This is a genomic window from Nevskia ramosa DSM 11499, from assembly GCF_000420645.1.
Classification (GTDB): domain Bacteria; phylum Pseudomonadota; class Gammaproteobacteria; order Nevskiales; family Nevskiaceae; genus Nevskia; species Nevskia ramosa.
On record NZ_ATVI01000008.1, the window covers coordinates 235,660 to 251,066 of the forward strand.

A 15,407-nucleotide genomic window follows, 5' to 3' on the forward strand; every position below is an offset into this window, starting at 1 on the left:
CATAAAAAAAGCCGGCCTGCCGCAGATGCGGGAGGCCGGCCGATTTCCAGCGGGATTCAGACTTTCTGACAGACTCTTTTACCGACCCTGAAACCTTGAGACAGTCACTGCTTGCCGCATCAGAACTGGTAGCCGACGCGGAAGGTGATTTCGTCCGCGAAGGCGGCCGTCGACAGCGCGTTGTTGTTCGGATTGCCGCCGGTGATCGAGCCGTTGATATATGAGTAGAAGACATCGGCGGTGATCGAGCCATTCGGCTTCCAGCGGATACCCGGCTGCAGCAGCAGGCCGCCGCGGACGTCGTAGAGGCCGGCGAAGTCGATACGCCAGATCGCCTGCGGGAACGGCTGCTGGAAGGCAAACACCACGTAGTCCGAACCACCGTTGACGCCGGTGGCTGCCTGGTCTACCGAACCGCCATAACCCTTCAGCGAACGACCGAACAAATCGTCCTTGGTACGGTGCATGTACTGCAGCACCATGTAGGTCGCCGGAAAGCTGGTCGAGAAGCGCTGGTACTTCTCCATGACCAACGCACTCACCAGGTTGCCTTCCTTGATGTAGTCGCGGCTCAGGGTCGGATTGGTGAAGCGGCGATCCGGTGTGTAGGTGGTTTCGAGGTTGATGATCAGCTGATCGAGCAGCGAACCCGGTTCACCTTCGACCACGTAGCTGACACCGCCGCCGATGTTGTACTCGCGGAAGTACTCGCGCGCGATGTGGCCACGCAAGCCGTCGCCGGCGGCGATGAAAAAGGTATCCAACTCGCGGCCGGCGGCCGTGTAGTTGTCGACCGGCGAAGCCAGCAGGCTGTTGGTTGACGGTCCGAACTCGTTGATTGCGGCGTTGAGACCGCCAACGCCATCAAGGCGTGCCGAAGCCGCATAGGTGAACCATTCCTTCGCCGAGTAGACACCGCCTGGAGATGCCTCGAACGGTGTCTGCGCGAGGATTTCGCCGGAAGTGCCGACTTGGCCGGTGAGCGGATTCGGCGTGAGGCCGTTGTTCAGGGCGTTGACCGCGAGGCCGAGCGGATTGTTGTTCGGCAGGTTCTTGTTGACGCCGGAGGCCGTCCAGCGGAACACGCCGTCCGGGTTCAGGCGGCTGACGAAGATCGCTTGCGCGCCCCACTGGCCGAAGTTGCCCTTCAAGCGGATACCGTAGCTGAGCTTGGTGTCGTAGTCGGCGTACTGGTCATGCACCGTGAACTGCGACGGGATGACGTTGTACTGGGTGTTCGGATTGCCGTAGATCGTCGGCTGGAACTTCTGCACGAAAGCGTCGGCGAGGATTTCGTCGGTGAACTGGTAGTTCACGCGTACGCCGAGCGAAGGCACGCGCTTGTCGGAGAACTCTTCCTGGGCGTTGTCCAGAATCGAGTGACGGCGGAAGTCGATGCCGTCGACGACATCGAGCACCCGGAAGAAGATCGCCTGACCCCAGGCAATCTGCTGGTTGCCGACTCGAACGTTGAGCGGGCCTTCCTGGTAGTCGAGGAACAGGGCAGGGAAGTAGACGAGGTAGTTCGGGCCGGCGGCTTCCAGCGGGTTGGGCCGCTTCATGCCGTCGACGCTGAACTGGAAGTAGTTCGGCGCGCCGCCATAGAGGCCCGGATCGCCGCCCTGGATGCTGCCGGTGGCGGCATTGGCAACGCTGACTGGATCGAAGCTGCTGTAGTTGCCGGGATCGACGATGCTGCGCAGACGGGCCACCAGTTTCAGGCTCGGCGTGAACTTCATCGCGCCTTCGAGTTCGATGCGCAGCAGATTCAGGTTGAAGAAGTTGTTCGCCCGATTGACCGGACGAGTCACGGTGTCATTGAGCAAAGGGTTCGGAACCGAGAACGCTGGCAGCAGGCCGCCCAGCGCATCGACCGGCTGCGGCACACCCGGCATTCTCGCGGTAGGCACGCCATTGAAGGTGTTGCCACGCTGATTGTTGGGGTTCTCCGAACCCAGGCTGATCGCCAGTTCGGGGCGGATGAAGCCGCCCCAGCTGACGTCGAAATCGGCAAACATGCCGCTGCCATTGCTGGCACTGCCATCAACGTTGGTACTGCCGCCGCCGTCACCACCGCTGTCCTGCGCGAACACCACGCCACTCGCAAGCGCCATGGCTGCCGCGACAATGATCTTGATCCCTGGAATCTTGCTGCTGTTGCTCATTGTTTACCCCTCCGTATGCAGACCCGTTTTTTTTAGTAATGCGATTGCCGCCGATCTGTGGTCGACCGGTCAGTTCTCGATTCGCAGAATGCGTCCCGCCTGACCAACGGCCAGTGCTGCCGTGCTGCCTTCCGGCTGACCAATGCCCTGATACCACAGGGTGTTGACGCCACCCCCGGTGACCCCGGTCCAGGTGCTGCCGTTATCGCTGCTGTAGCGCATTTCACGCATGCCGGTGACCACCACCTTGCCATCGTTGCTGGAATGAACGCCGAGCAGGATGGCGCCGGTACCGGCATCCACCTTGGTCCAGCTGTCCCCGTTATTGGCGCTGCGCAGCACGGTGCCGTTCTGGCCGACCGCATAGCCGATGCCGTTGCTGCCCATGAACAACGCGAACAGCGAAGCATCGTCCTTGTTCAACGACTTCCATTCGCCGCTGCCCGCGGCGCGCCGCATGATCAGCGAGAACTCGCCGGCGACGGTGATCGTGCCGTTCTCGTCGATCGCCGCGGCATACATGTGCGGCTCGGTGCCGGCTTCGGCGTATTGCTCCCAGACCGGCTTGATGGCCGCCCAGGTGGCGCCGCCATCGCTGGACGACAGCACGGTGCCGAAAGCGCCGACGGCAACTGCCGCGCCCTTCGAATTGATGGCGACCGAAAGCAGTCTTTCGGTACTGCCGGATTCAACCTTCTTCCACTCGCCGCCGCTGCGCGTCAGGATCAGGCCCTGCTGGCCGACAGCGATCGCGTGTTCACCTTTCAAGGCAACGCCGAGCAAAGCAAGCTTCGTCGGAACGTTCTTCGCCGGTGCCCATTTCTGGCCGCCGTCGGTGGTTTCGAGGAGAGTACCGGGAGCACCGGCGGCAAGGCCGTTGCTGCCGTCGAAAGAGACGGCGAACAAGGCGTCGTGGACAGTGCCTGTGACCACGGCTGTCGCCGTGGCGGCCTGCGGCGCGCCAGACGCGCAGAGACCCAAGCCCAATGCTGCGCCGACGACGGCCGATTTCAGTGTGTGCTTCATGCGGTACCAACTCTCCGGAATATTCGAATGGCGGCTTCCGTAGGAGCGGAAGCCGCCATACTGCGAAACGCTTCGAACCGGGATCAGCCGGTGCCGAGGCGAGAAATTGCCTGAGTGGTCAGATACTTCGAGTAGACGTCTTCGCCCTGCTCGGAGAACTTCGACTTGTAGCCGCCGGTCACTTCCCTCACCTGCGAGAAGCGGCTCATGCGGTTGGCCTGCAGATCATGGCTGTGGACGTACACCCATGACCAGTCCGGGAAGCCATCGGCATCCTTGATGGTCATCTTGTCGTTCGAGTACTGCGCAAAGGCAGGCTCGAAGGACTTCCAGATCTCGCCGCGGCGGTCATAGGTGATGTAGGCGACGAACATGCCGTTGCGGGCGTCGATCCAGATGCGCTTCTTGCCCACCGGCGAACGCGGATAACCGGTCGGTTCGGCTTCGAGCACGATGCACTCGGGAATCAGCTCGAACCAGGTGTCGAAGAACGTGGTGCCCTTCGGACCGCCGTGCACGGTGCGCTCGTAGTTCGGGTGATAGCCGCCGCGGAAGTTGATGCCGCTGATGCAGCCCATCATCGGCTGGCGGCCGACGATCTTGTAGTTGCCCCAGGTCAGCATCGGATCGCCGGCTGCCCAGGCATCGGACAGGAACAGCGTGATACCCGGCACCAGCGGCTCGAAGCGCTGGTTGGCCGGGAACTGGCGCACGCGCCGGAACGCCGGCAGGTAGCCGTAGAGATCCGGGAACTTGCGCTGATCGTAATACCAGGTGTTCAGGAACGATGAGCCGGCGGTTTCCGACGGCGAAGTAAAGAACACCGACTGATAGCGCAGCAGGTCCTTCTTGCCGTTGTAGACGGTGCCGTCTGCACGCGCCGTGGTGTTCATTTCGCACCAGACGAAATCGTACTTGTAGGCTTCGCTGCCATCCGGCGCGATATCCCAGTCACGAATCGCGTACTGCGAATACGAATGACGGCCCCAAGCCAGGGTCAGGTTGGAAATCGCTTCCAGTCCATTCTTCGGTTCCGGAAATGGATTGCCACCATTCCACGGCCCGCCATCCTTGCCGACGATGTTGCCGGTGTCATCGAACTTGGCCGTGCCCTGATTCTTGAGCGTGGCTTTCAGATACTGGTTCGGGAACAACTTGGAGGCGTCCTTGGTGGACTCTACAACGTTGATCTTGCGACCCTGATTCTTGATCTGGATGTAGGTGATCGGATCGAACAGATCCTTGACTGCGTCGACATTGGCAGCACTGATGACGTCGCCGGGCTTGATCTTGCCCTTGGTGAACATCGAGATCGACAGCAGTTCGTCCGGATAGGCCTTGCTGGTGTCTGCGGCGTTTCCGATCATCGGCCACAGCGGTGCGAGAACACCGGCGGTGCCGACACCCTTGGCGGCCTTCTCCATGAGCATACGGCGCCCATAATTGAAGTCGTATTTCTTGATTCTCATGTTTTCCACTCCTCGCTGACGATGCACATTAAGAACGGTGCGGCGATGCGCCGTTGACTTGAAGGTTAAGCACCGATCAGAGAACCGGTCTTCCCCATTCCACAAAGTACTACGGCCTGCACCCACAAATGGACTCACTCACCGACGGACGGTATCGGTAGCTTTGCTGCGAATCAACTGGCACTGGGTGCAAGCTTCGAATGGGTGGCCGGCGTTTCATCGGCAGCGCCGGTGAAAGCGGACAGATCCACACCTTCGCCAACCAGCAGGTCCTTTCTGGCCACGAATTTTGGTTTGACGATCCAGACCAGCAGCGGCAGCAGCACCAGCGCCAGAATCATGTTGAACAGCATGGTCAGGGTCAGCAGCAGACCCATGTCGGCCATGAAGCGCAGGCTCGACATGAAGATCCACGGCAGGATGCCGACGAACATGATCGATGCGGTGAACAGGATCGCCTTCCCGGTCGTCACCAGAGACACGGTAATGGCGCGTCCCCAGTCATGATCCTGGGCGTGGTACTCCTCGCAGATGCGGCTGAGCAGATAGATGCCGTAGTCGATGCCCACACCGACGCCGATCGCAGCCACCATCAGCGAATTGATGTCGAGGCCGATGCCGATCACGTGCATCGCGGCGTTCAGCGAGAAGTTCGCCATGTTCACCGGAATCAGCAGGATGATGCCGGCCACCAAGGAGCGGTAGGCGAGGCTGCAGCCGGCCAGGATCACCAGGTTCAGCAGCGCGATGATCAGGTAGTGATAGCGCTCGACGACGTGGTTCATCGCGTACTGCAGGGCAATGGTGCCCGAGCCGAGACGAATGGTGAATTCCTTGTGGTCGACGCCGACGATGTCGATGGCCTTCTTGGCTTCACGCAGAGCCGAATCCACGGTTTCCTGCTTGTTGTCCTTGAACCACAACGACACGGTGCCGTTCTGCTGCTCGAAATCGATGACGTGCAAAAAGGCTTTCGGGCTGGAGCCGACCATTACCGCGCCGGCTGCTGCGCCGACATGGAAATCAGTCGGGTCCAGCGGCCCCCAGCGAGGATCGCCACCGCCAAACAGACGATTGGCTTCCCCCAGATAGTCACCGAAGGCCAGCGTGGCACGTGGTGCGTCCGGACCGTTCTCGATCAGGTGCTGGATTTCCGCCATCGTCTCGATGGTTTCGGCCCGCTGCATCAAGCGATTGGGCGACTTCTGGTCCTTGGCCTCGAAGATGATTTCCAGGGTGTTGACGCCGGCAAAGTTGCGATTGATCTGGCGGACCGCTTCGTTGAACTCGGAATCGTTCCACAGCAGATTCGAGCCTTCCACTGGATTGCCGATGCGGATATGCAGCGCATTCTGAACGGCGAAGACGCCGATGCCGACCATGACGCCGGCCGTCCACGGCGCGGCCCGACCATAGGTGAGCGTGGCGATGCGGCGCAGCAGGTGTTGCAGGAAAGTCGTGTGACCCTTGCCGACCAGTTCGTCGACGTTGTTCGGCGGCGGTAGCCAGGACAGCAGCAGCGAAATCAGGAACACGCCGGTGGGGATCAGCCAGACGCACCAGAAGCCGCAGAACAGCGCGAAGCGTTCCATCGCCGGAATCGGCGCGATGGCGATCAGGAAGATGCCGACGATATCGGTGAAGATGCCGAGGATCGATGGCGCCATCATCACGCCCATGGTGATCTCGGCTGCCTGCTTGCGATCCTTCAGGTGCGCGTAAATCTCGTAGTAGCGCTCGGTGAACTGAACGCAGTGGGAGAATGAACGCGCCACCAGCAACAGCGGCACCACCATCAGCAGCGGCTCGATCGGCGACTTGATCCAGCCGGTCAGGCCGAAGCCCCATATCGCAGCGACGATGCTGGTGACGATCGGCGTGACGATGCCGACGACGTTACGCATGTACAAGGCCAGCGCGACCACCAGGGCGGTGAGGGTGATCGCGAAGATCTTGAACATCTCCTGCTTGTAGGTGAACACCCAACCCGTCAGTGCCGGCTGGCCGGCGAGATAGACGTTGTGGTGTTCGTCGCGAGCCGCCACGACCAGACCCTGCACGTACTTGAAAGCTTCGGCGTAGTCGAGGCGCGATTCGATGAACGTCGCGTTGATCAGGGTCGCCGATTGATCGGCCGAGATCAGGAAGGTACGCGCATTAGGAGACTTCTCGACCCGCGTCTTGAAGTCGGCGATTTCCTCCGGCGAGGTCGGCACCGAGTCACCCATGAGCGGACGCATGTCGATGCCAAACGGCGTGGCTTCGGCGTAGCGGGCCTTCTCCGTGGAGATCGACAGGATCTGGTCATGGTCGACGCCGGGCGCAAGATCGATGTCACGGGTGAGGTTCCAGACTTTCGACAAGGTTTCGGCGTTGTAGATGTCGCCGTCCTTGCGCTGAAGCATCAAGGTGAAGGTCAGCGGGTTGCCGAAGTTCGGATGGTCCTTGAACACCTGCACATAGGGTTCGTCGCGGGGCAGGAGATCGGAGAAGATGGTGTCGAGCTTGACGTCTTTCAGACCTATGCCGAAAAAGAGGGTGACCAGAGCGAATACCGCGGCGCTGAGGCCCCGGTGATTCATCACCCACTTCGCAATCCGGAATCGCAACGAGAACATTCGCTAGAACCTCAATGGAGAAGGATGTCGCCAATCGACAGCCTGCAATGGCTGCCCGCTAATTTCGAATTAGAAAGCGGGGTGCGGGGCAGCCCTATATGGCAAACAGCCGACCGCTGACATCAGTGACGTCATCATCCTTTCCGTTCCTCCCGCTGTAACCTTCTGAGTGCGCTGCAGGGCTGCAGGCGCTCAGTGGTTTCTAATTTATGTTGATTGGATTAGACGTTCTGCGGGCTGGTCCAGCACTACACCGAAGGGTAGTTTCCAAGGGTAGTCGCGCTTATTGGGCGAGACGTACAAATCCATTGAACAGGGTGTTCAGAACAACGCTCAGGCAATCAGGCCAAGCTGTCTGCCGGCAGTGATGGCCTGTACTCGGCTGCTGACCGCGAGCTTCGAGTAGATGTTCTTCAAATGGAATTTGATGGTGTTTTCGGAGACGAAGATGCGGCCTGCCATTTCCTTGTTGGAAACACCATTGGCGAGAAAGACGAGAATTTCCTTCTCGCGGTCGGTCAAGGCTTCCAGTGGCCGCTGACCGCTGGCGGAGCTGGTGCTGAGGCTGCGGCCGGCAGCGTTGAGCAGCAGTTCCAGATAGACGCGGCTCGGACCGAGGCGAGTTTCGCCGCCGCCGACCGAAGCCTGCAGCGCGCTGTACTCCTCCTGCAGCAGATTGATCACGTCGTTGCCTTCGTCGAGCATCACCCGCACGTAGCCGCCCGGTTCGGCCAGCTGCAAGGCCTTGCGAAGACTGCGATGCGAGGCATTGCGCTGACCCTTGCGGTGCTGGAGCGTCGCTTCGAGCAGATGCAGCTTGATCAGCCGATAGGCGCGGCCCGAGGCATCGGCCATCTCGGCGGAGATCAGTTCGGTAGCCTGGGCCAGATCGCCGCCGTGAATCGCCAGGCGAATACGGCCGAGAATCTCACCCTCGATCTCCTCGGCAAACGGCAGCCAGCCTTCCGGCTGCGGCAGCTTGTCCGCCCGGATGCTGGCGGCGATCTTGTTGGCGCGCACTGCATCGCCAGTCAGCAGCGACCGGCGCACCCGCTCCCAGTTCAAGGTCGAGACCAGACGCGTCCAGCCGTTGGCGCGGCAGATCGCTTCGGCCTCGTCGAGCACTTCGCTGCACTTGTTGCTGCGACCGCGCGCATCGTGGCCGCGGGCCACGGCCAGGTAGGCGGTGAGCATCCAGTCCGGCAGGGTCGAATCGGCGATCGCCTGCAGGTGGGCACCGGCCATCGCTTCGAGCCCGTCGAGCTCGTTGGCTTCGTAGAGCACTATCGCGTAACAGGAGGCGATTGCCGCCGATGCGAAGGATTTGTCCAGCTCCGGCTGATGCTCGGCCATGCCGGTACGCAGGCGGATCTGGGCTTCATCGATCTGGCCGCGCAACAGATAGCCCATGCTGTCGATGGCAACGGTATAGCCGCCGCTGAAGGTCGCCTGGCTGCGCTCGTTGTGGTCGCGGGCGATGGCGATCAGTTCGCGGCCGCGTTCGAAATCGCCGCAGGTGATCGCCTGATAGGCCAGCAGGTTGGCCGCCGCGCCGTATTCGAAGGCGCCGAAGCCCACCATCTCGCGGTTGCGGACGTCGACGTTCTCGAGGATCGCGAACGCTTTCGCGACTTCGTTGCGCGACATCGCCGCCATCGACAGCACGATGCCGCAGTGGCAACCCGTGGCGACCGGCGGCAGGTCTGCATCGCGCTCCAGCACCAGCTCGATCTTGCGCATCTCGCTGTAACGGCGCAGGAAGGTCAGTGCGTAGGCGACCTTCACGACCAGCTCTCTGCGGCTAAGTGTCACTTCCAGCGGCAGCCGTGAAAACCAACGCTCCACCGTCATCAGATGAGCGCGCGAGACGAGATTGGATGCCCAGATGTTCAGCGCATCGGCAGCGAGTTCAGCGTCGCCGTACTCCAGCGCGTGATGGACAGCTTCTTCGTAGTTGCCATTGCGGTAGTGCCAGGCGGCTGCCCGCTGGTGGACCTCGTAGGCGATCTCGGGAGTCTCGCTGCGCAGCTGCTCGGCGAGGAAGGTCGAGAACAGCGCGTGATACTTGAACCAGCGCAGTTCGGCATCAAGGCTGCGGATGAACAGCCCGGAGCGTTCCAGCCTGAGCAAGGTGTCCTGGGAACGGCTGCGGCCGGTGACTTCGTCGCACAACGGCGCGCACATGCGGCCGAGCAGCGAGGTGCGCAGCAGGAATTCCTGGTCGTCCGGCGGTTGCAGCGACAGCACACTGTCGGTCAGGTATTCGGCCAGCTCGCGCGGGCGGGAGGCGCCGAAATCAGCCAGTGTGCGGCGCACGTCCGGGTTGGCGAGGCTCAAGCGGAACAGCTGGATCGCCGCCGGCCAGCCTTCGGTATGCAGGTAGACCGATTCCACTTCCTCGCGGCTGATCTCGATGGCGCCGCTCGAAGCGAAGAATTGCTCGACTTCGCTGCGCGAGAAACGCAGATCATCGGCGCGCAGCAGAGTGGTCTGGTTGTTGACCAGCAGCTTGGCCATGCCGATGTCCGGCACCGAGCGCGAGCCGACGAAGATCCGGACATTGGCCGGCACGTGCTCGAACAGCTCACGGAAGAAGGCCAGCAGCGACTTGTTGGTCAGCACCTGGAATTCGTCGAGGAAGATCGCCACCGGCGCGCCGATCTTCAGCAGGCGGTCGACGATCCAGTCGGTGCGGGTGCGCAGCTTCGGGCCGGCAAAGTCCTCGTCGCCCGCCGGCGGGGCGTCCATCGCGTCATCGCCGATCAGCGAGGCAACCACGGCCTGCAGATGCACCGAGAAGCGCCGAGTGTCGTTGTCGGCATCGTCGAAGCTCAGCCAGCCGGTGCGGCAGCCCTCGGACTCGCACAGCGATTTCAGCTGCTGCAGTGCCGTGGTCTTGCCGTGCCCGGCCGGTGCCTGCAGGAATACGACGCGCGCAGTGCTGCTGCGCAGGGCGCGCTGCAGCACTTCCTTGCGTTGGATCGCGCCTGTGTAGCTGGTCGGGGCAAACAGCTTGTGGCTGTAGACCTCGGCCTCGGCATTGGCGGCCGCTTGGGCACCCGGAATCATTGGTTCTCCTGGCCTGCTGACATCAACGGTGCGGGCGGCAATCTACCGCGCATCCGGACCCGGCCGCAGACGAGGTGTTCAATAGGAGACGACAGCGTCGCCAGCCCATCCTGCGGGCCCGGTGGGCAGCCAGGCCCGCGGTGGGTCATCGGGCAGGGCCGCTCAGGCGACCTTGACCACGACCTTGCCGAAGTTGCCGCCGGCGAGCAGTTCGGTGAAGCCCTGCGGCGCTTCTTCCAGCGATCCGACGACGTGCTCGCGAATCTTCACCGCGCCGGATTCGATCGGCTGGGTCATCGCTGCGAGGAAGTTGGCGTAGTGAGCAGGGTACTGATCGAAAATGATGAAGCCCTCGAGCTTCATGCGCTTGAACAGGGCTTCGGTCAGAAAGCCCGGCAGGCGATCGGCTCCGTTCATGCCGGCGCCGGAGTAGTGGGCGACCAGGCCGCAGAGCGGCATCCGCGAGTTGAGATTCATCAACGGCAGCACCGCATCGAACACCGACCCGCCGACGTTTTCCATGTAGATGTCGATGCCCTTCGGGCAAGCCGCCTTCAGACGCTCCGGCAGGCCGGCGCCACGGTGGTCGATGCAGGCGTCGAAGCCCAGTTCCTTGACCGCATAGGCACACTTGTCGGCACCGCCGGCGATGCCGACGACATGGCAACCAGCGAGCTTGGCGAGCTGGCCGATGATCTGGCCGACCGCGCCGGTTGCCGCTGCGACGACGAAGGTTTCACCGGCTTTCGGGTGACCGATCTGGTTCAGCGCATACCAGGCGGTGAAGCCGGGCATGCCCAGCGAACCGAGGTACAGGCTCGGCTGCTTGGCGTTGGCCGGCAGCTTGATGATCACGTCGCTGCCATCGGACAGCGTGTAGTCCTGCCAGCCGGCGTAGGAATGCACCAGCTCGCCGACCTTGTAATCCGGAAGATTCGAGGCAACGACTTCTGACACGGTGCCGCCGACCATCACTTCGCCGGGCTTCACCGAAGCCATGTAACCGTCGGTTTCGTAGATGCGCACGCGCATGTACGGGTCCAGCGACAGCCAGGTGGTGCGCAGCAGCATCTGTCCCGGGCCCGGCGTCGGCACGGCGACGGTTTCGAGGCGGAAGGTGCTCGCGTCCGGCTCACCCTTGGGCGACTGGGCAAGGACGAGGCGGCGGTTGACGGCTGCAGACTGCGACATGGTTTCAGGTTCCTGAGGGTGAAATGACAGCGACGACTGGTGCTGTTGGTGGGTCAGGGCGTGAGCCCCGATGGCCACTCGAACGGCCCGGACGACTCGCGCCGTCCAGGTGCCGTGTTATGGAAGTTGGTTTGGGAGAAGGATGCAGCAGTCAGATCGTTTCGCGGCGTCCGCCGAGCATCATCTGCAGCAGTTCGGCGAACGAGGCCGCGCCCATCTTGCGCATCAGCCGTCCGCGATGAGCTTCGACGGTCTTGTAGCTGATGGCCAGCTTGCGGCCGACTTCCTTGTTGCTGCGCCCGGCGACCACCTGCTCGAGAATTTCACGCTCGCGGGCGGTCAATCCTTCCAGCCGCTGGCTGCGGAGAAATTCGCGGCGGCGAGCGTCGCGGCTGTCGGCATCCAGGGTCAACGCCTGGCCGATGCGTTCCAGCAACTGGGCGTTGTCGTAGGGTTTCTGCAGGAAATCGACGGCACCGCCTTTCATCGCCTGCACCACGGTCGGAATATCGCCGTGGCCGGACAGGAACAGGATCGGCAGATGGACATGGCGGCGCTTCAGTTCGTCCATCAGCTCCGGGCCGCTCAGGCCGGGCATCTGCACGTCGAGCACCAGGCAGCCGCAGGCATCGGGCCGTGCAATGTCCAGAAAGGCTTCCGCGGAATCGCAGGTCTGCACGTTCAGCTGGGCAGATTCCAGCAGCCAGCGCAGCGAATCACGCATCGCGGCATCGTCATCGACGACGAACACGGTGGGCCGGCTCTGCGAGTAGGTTGGAGTCTGGGCTTCGGTCATTTCGCTGTGGGGTTTCATGAGGTCATCACGGTATTCAGATCGAAGCGGAAACAGGCGCCGCCTTCGGGGTTGGCGGCGACGCGCAGACTGCCGCCGTGGGATTCGATGATCGAGCGGCAGACGGCCAGGCCCAGGCCCAGGCCGTCCTGCTTGGTCGTGAAGTAGGCGTCGAAGATCTGGCTGCAGGCTTCCGGCGAAATGCCGGGGCCGCGGTCGCTGATCGTGACTTCAACCCGGCCGCCGTCCAGCTGTCGCGATTCGACGCGCAGCAGGCGTTGCTCGGCCGGGCTGGCGGCCATCGCTTCGTAGGCATTGCGGATCAGGTTCAGCAGCACCTGGCGGATTTCCAGAGCGTCGACCATCACCGTCGACGGCGAAGGTGCCAGTGCCTGTTCGACGCGCACACCGAGCTTGCGGCGCTGGTGATCGAGCAGGCCGAGCATTTCGCCGATCAGCGTGTGGAGATCGGTGGCGGTGGTTTCCGGCACATGGCGACGGACGAAGCCGTGTACCTGGCGGACGATGCTGCCGGCGGTCTCGGTGTGCTGGATCGCCCGGGTGATGACGCCGTCGAGTTTTTCCGAGGTGCAATCACCTTGCTTGAGGCGCAACTGGCAGCCGTGCAGGTAGTTGAGCGTGGCGGCCAAGGGCTGGGCCAGTTCGTGGGCCAGCGCGCCAGCCATTTCGCTCATCGAGTTCAGGCGCGAGGCGCGAGCCAGTTCCTGCTGGTGACGGCGGCGGACATCGGCCAGTTGCTGCTCCAGCTGGGCTTGTGTCTCGCGCAGCGCGCTCTCGGCCTGTTTGCGGGTACTGATGTCTTCGAGCGTCCATACCGAGCCTGCCGATGGGCGGCTGACATCGACCGCCTGACCGCTCAACTGGCACCAGAACAGGCTGCCGTCACGGCGGCGCATCTGCCGTTCGATGCGGCAGTGCCCCTGGCGTTCAAGCAGCCGTGCGCTGCTGCGGCCGCAGGCGACATAGTCGGTGTAGCTCGGATACAACATCTGCAGATTGCGGTGGTTCAGCTCGCCGGGGCCGTAGCCGAACAGCGTTTCGAGGCGCCGATTGCAGCGCTGCAACTGGCGATCACGGGTATGGCCGATCGCCACGGCGGCATGCTCGAAGAGCAGCGAGGCATCGTATGAAGGGCGTCGCGGCTCCAGCCGTTCCGGACGGCGCAGCAGTTCCACTACCGGCGCGGCGCTCATGCAGCCACTCCGGCCAAGAGGTCGGTCTGGGGTTTGAATCGGGTCATTCGCTCCTCCGCCTGGCGGTATCCCGACCAGTGCTTATCGTCAAGTGAGGGTCAACGCTAGGGGATGGGGCGCGCACTACCCGGACGGGTGGAATCCACGATTGCCGTGTGTCGGAGATGCTGAACGCCTTGCCGCTTCGAGCGGTCCGAGGATGAAGAAAACATCGGATTCTTCAGTGTTTGCGGCCATTGCGGTGCAGGCGCCGCAAGCGCGGCGGATGCGTTATCGTCGGCACTTGGTCTGCATGCCTACCATTGCCACCCAGGCTGTCGGTTGCGATTCGCTCCGACAGTGGCGGGGCTGCATCCAGATCAGAGATTGACCCAGCACATTGACCAGACACATTGATCAGGCGGCCGGCAAAAGTACCGGACGCTGACCCCGCACCGAGGAGCTTTGCCTATGTATATCAATCGTTTCGATCGCGGCTTTTCGCGTCGCAAGTTCCTCAACGACGCAGCGCGCGGCGTGCTCGGTGCCGGCGTGCTGATGCCGCTGAGCGAAGCGATTTCGGCCAACGGTGAAATCAACAAGGCTTATCCGGACGAGCTGCTGTCGATCGAGGGCTATACCAAGGGCAAGCTCAAGACCGGCGACATCATCGATTCGAGCAACGTCGAATACGTGAAGGATCTGCTGGAGCCGGTGCGCTACGAGCAGATTCTCAAGCAGGGTCGCAAGCTCAAGATCGGCAAGACCACCAGCGAGATCATGCGGCTGTCGCCCTGGGATTACATCGAAGCGACGCTGAGGAACAACGGCAAGGCCGGCTTCGATGCCCGGGGCAATGTCGTCAACAAGGCCGATGGCCAGCCCTGGATCGGCGGCAACCCGTTTCCAGACCCGAAGAACGGCCTTGAATTGTTTGCTGCGCAGACCCTGAATTGGGGCCGCCATGACGCCTCGTTCTACGCGCTGAAGCTGTACGCGACCGACCCGGGCGGCGATGTCCGATTCACCTACACCGGTGGCTGGTGCGAGTATTCGCCAGTAGCCCGCGTCACCATGGACCCGATGCCCTATGTGCCGAGCCAGAAGGACAAGCTGCGCTACCAGTCGGTGTTCTTCACCCAGCCACAGGCCTATCGCGGCACCTCGTTCCTGAACATCTGGGACTACGATCACTCGACCTTCCCGGCGCTCTACGGCTACGTGCCCGAGTTCCGCCGCATTCGCCAGTTCCCGTCCGATCAACGCTTCGAACCGCTGATCCCTGGCCTGACGCTGTTCCTGTCTGATGCCTGGGCCGCCGGTGATCCGCTGTACACCTGGGGCAATTACAAGATCGTCGGCCGCGGCCCGTTCCTCGCAGGTCTGGCCGATGGCTGGGCGTCCGACGATCCGAACTGGGAGCACAAGACTCACGGCGGGCCCAAGGGGAAGAGTTTCTGGGACGCCACTGTCGAACTGGTGCCGGAAGCGATCATCGTCGAAGCCGAGCCGGTCAAGTTCCCGCGCGCGCCGATCGGCAAGAAGCGTGTCTACTTCGACGCTCGCAACCAGATCGTCATCGGCATGGTCACCTACGACCGCAACATGAAGCCGTACCGCTCCTTCGACGGCGCCTACTCGTTGTACGACCAGGGCGGCAAGAAGTTCATGGACGGCAAGCATCCATACTGGAGCTGGGCGCATGTCACCTCGAGCGACATCCAGACCAATAGCATCACCCGCATCGAGCAGGTCAGGCAGGTAGAAGGCGTGCATCTGAGCGGCGCCAACGATCCCAAGTACTACGACAAGTACCTGACCCAGGTGGCACTGCAGCGTCTCGGCGCGACCTGAGTTTCAAGTCTTTCTGATCTACTGATCCT

9 protein-coding genes are annotated in these 15,407 nt (G+C 62.3%); 1 reads left to right on the forward strand and 8 read right to left on the reverse strand.

The genetic code is table 11. The annotated features are described in order from the left end of the window. Window positions 1-119: 119 nt before the first annotated feature. The 8 genes from G513_RS0114640 to G513_RS25040 all read right to left on the reverse strand — a co-directional run bounded on the left by G513_RS0114640 (window position 120) and on the right by G513_RS25040 (window position 13,545). Window positions 120-2,165 carry a DUF1302 family protein gene (locus tag G513_RS0114640; protein WP_022977604.1) on the reverse strand — a complete coding sequence of 682 codons (2,046 nt, stop codon included), beginning with the start codon at window positions 2,163-2,165 and terminating at the stop codon, window positions 120-122. 69 nt (window positions 2,166-2,234) lie between these two features. Next, complete coding sequence (locus G513_RS23220; RefSeq protein WP_022977605.1) at window positions 2,235-3,191, reverse strand: WD40/YVTN/BNR-like repeat-containing protein; 957 nt, start codon at window positions 3,189-3,191, stop codon at window positions 2,235-2,237. An 83-nt stretch (window positions 3,192-3,274) separates the two neighbouring features. Continuing rightward, window positions 3,275-4,660 (reverse strand): DUF1329 domain-containing protein, encoded by a 1,386-nt coding sequence (locus G513_RS0114650; RefSeq protein ID WP_022977606.1) that lies wholly within the window; start codon window positions 4,658-4,660, stop codon window positions 3,275-3,277. A gap of 173 nt (window positions 4,661-4,833) precedes the next feature. Next, entirely contained in the window at window positions 4,834-7,278 is a 2,445-nt protein-coding gene (locus G513_RS0114655; RefSeq protein WP_022977607.1) for an efflux RND transporter permease subunit, read from the reverse strand. Window positions 7,279-7,611: 333 nt separating this feature from the next. Continuing rightward, window positions 7,612-10,347 (reverse strand): winged helix-turn-helix domain-containing protein, encoded by a 2,736-nt coding sequence (locus G513_RS0114660; RefSeq protein WP_022977608.1) that lies wholly within the window; start codon window positions 10,345-10,347, stop codon window positions 7,612-7,614. A gap of 162 nt (window positions 10,348-10,509) precedes the next feature. Then, entirely contained in the window at window positions 10,510-11,538 is a 1,029-nt protein-coding gene (curA, locus tag G513_RS0114665) for an NADPH-dependent curcumin/dihydrocurcumin reductase (protein ID WP_022977609.1), read from the reverse strand. Between the two features lie 151 nt (window positions 11,539-11,689). Then, the gene (locus G513_RS0114670; protein ID WP_022977610.1) at window positions 11,690-12,352 is read right to left on the reverse strand and encodes a response regulator transcription factor; all 663 of its coding nucleotides are present in this window, start codon (window positions 12,350-12,352) and stop codon (window positions 11,690-11,692) included. Further along, the gene (locus G513_RS25040; protein WP_022977611.1) at window positions 12,349-13,545 is read right to left on the reverse strand and encodes an ATP-binding protein; all 1,197 of its coding nucleotides are present in this window, start codon (window positions 13,543-13,545) and stop codon (window positions 12,349-12,351) included. Before G513_RS25040 ends, G513_RS0114670 begins: the two co-directional genes overlap by 4 nt. A 450-nt stretch (window positions 13,546-13,995) precedes the next feature. Between G513_RS25040 and G513_RS0114680 the strand changes: the two genes are divergently transcribed. Beyond that, window positions 13,996-15,378: a DUF1329 domain-containing protein gene (locus G513_RS0114680; RefSeq protein WP_022977612.1), complete on the forward strand. Its 1,383-nt coding sequence runs from the start codon at window positions 13,996-13,998 to the stop codon at window positions 15,376-15,378. Window positions 15,379-15,407 lie beyond the last annotated feature (29 nt).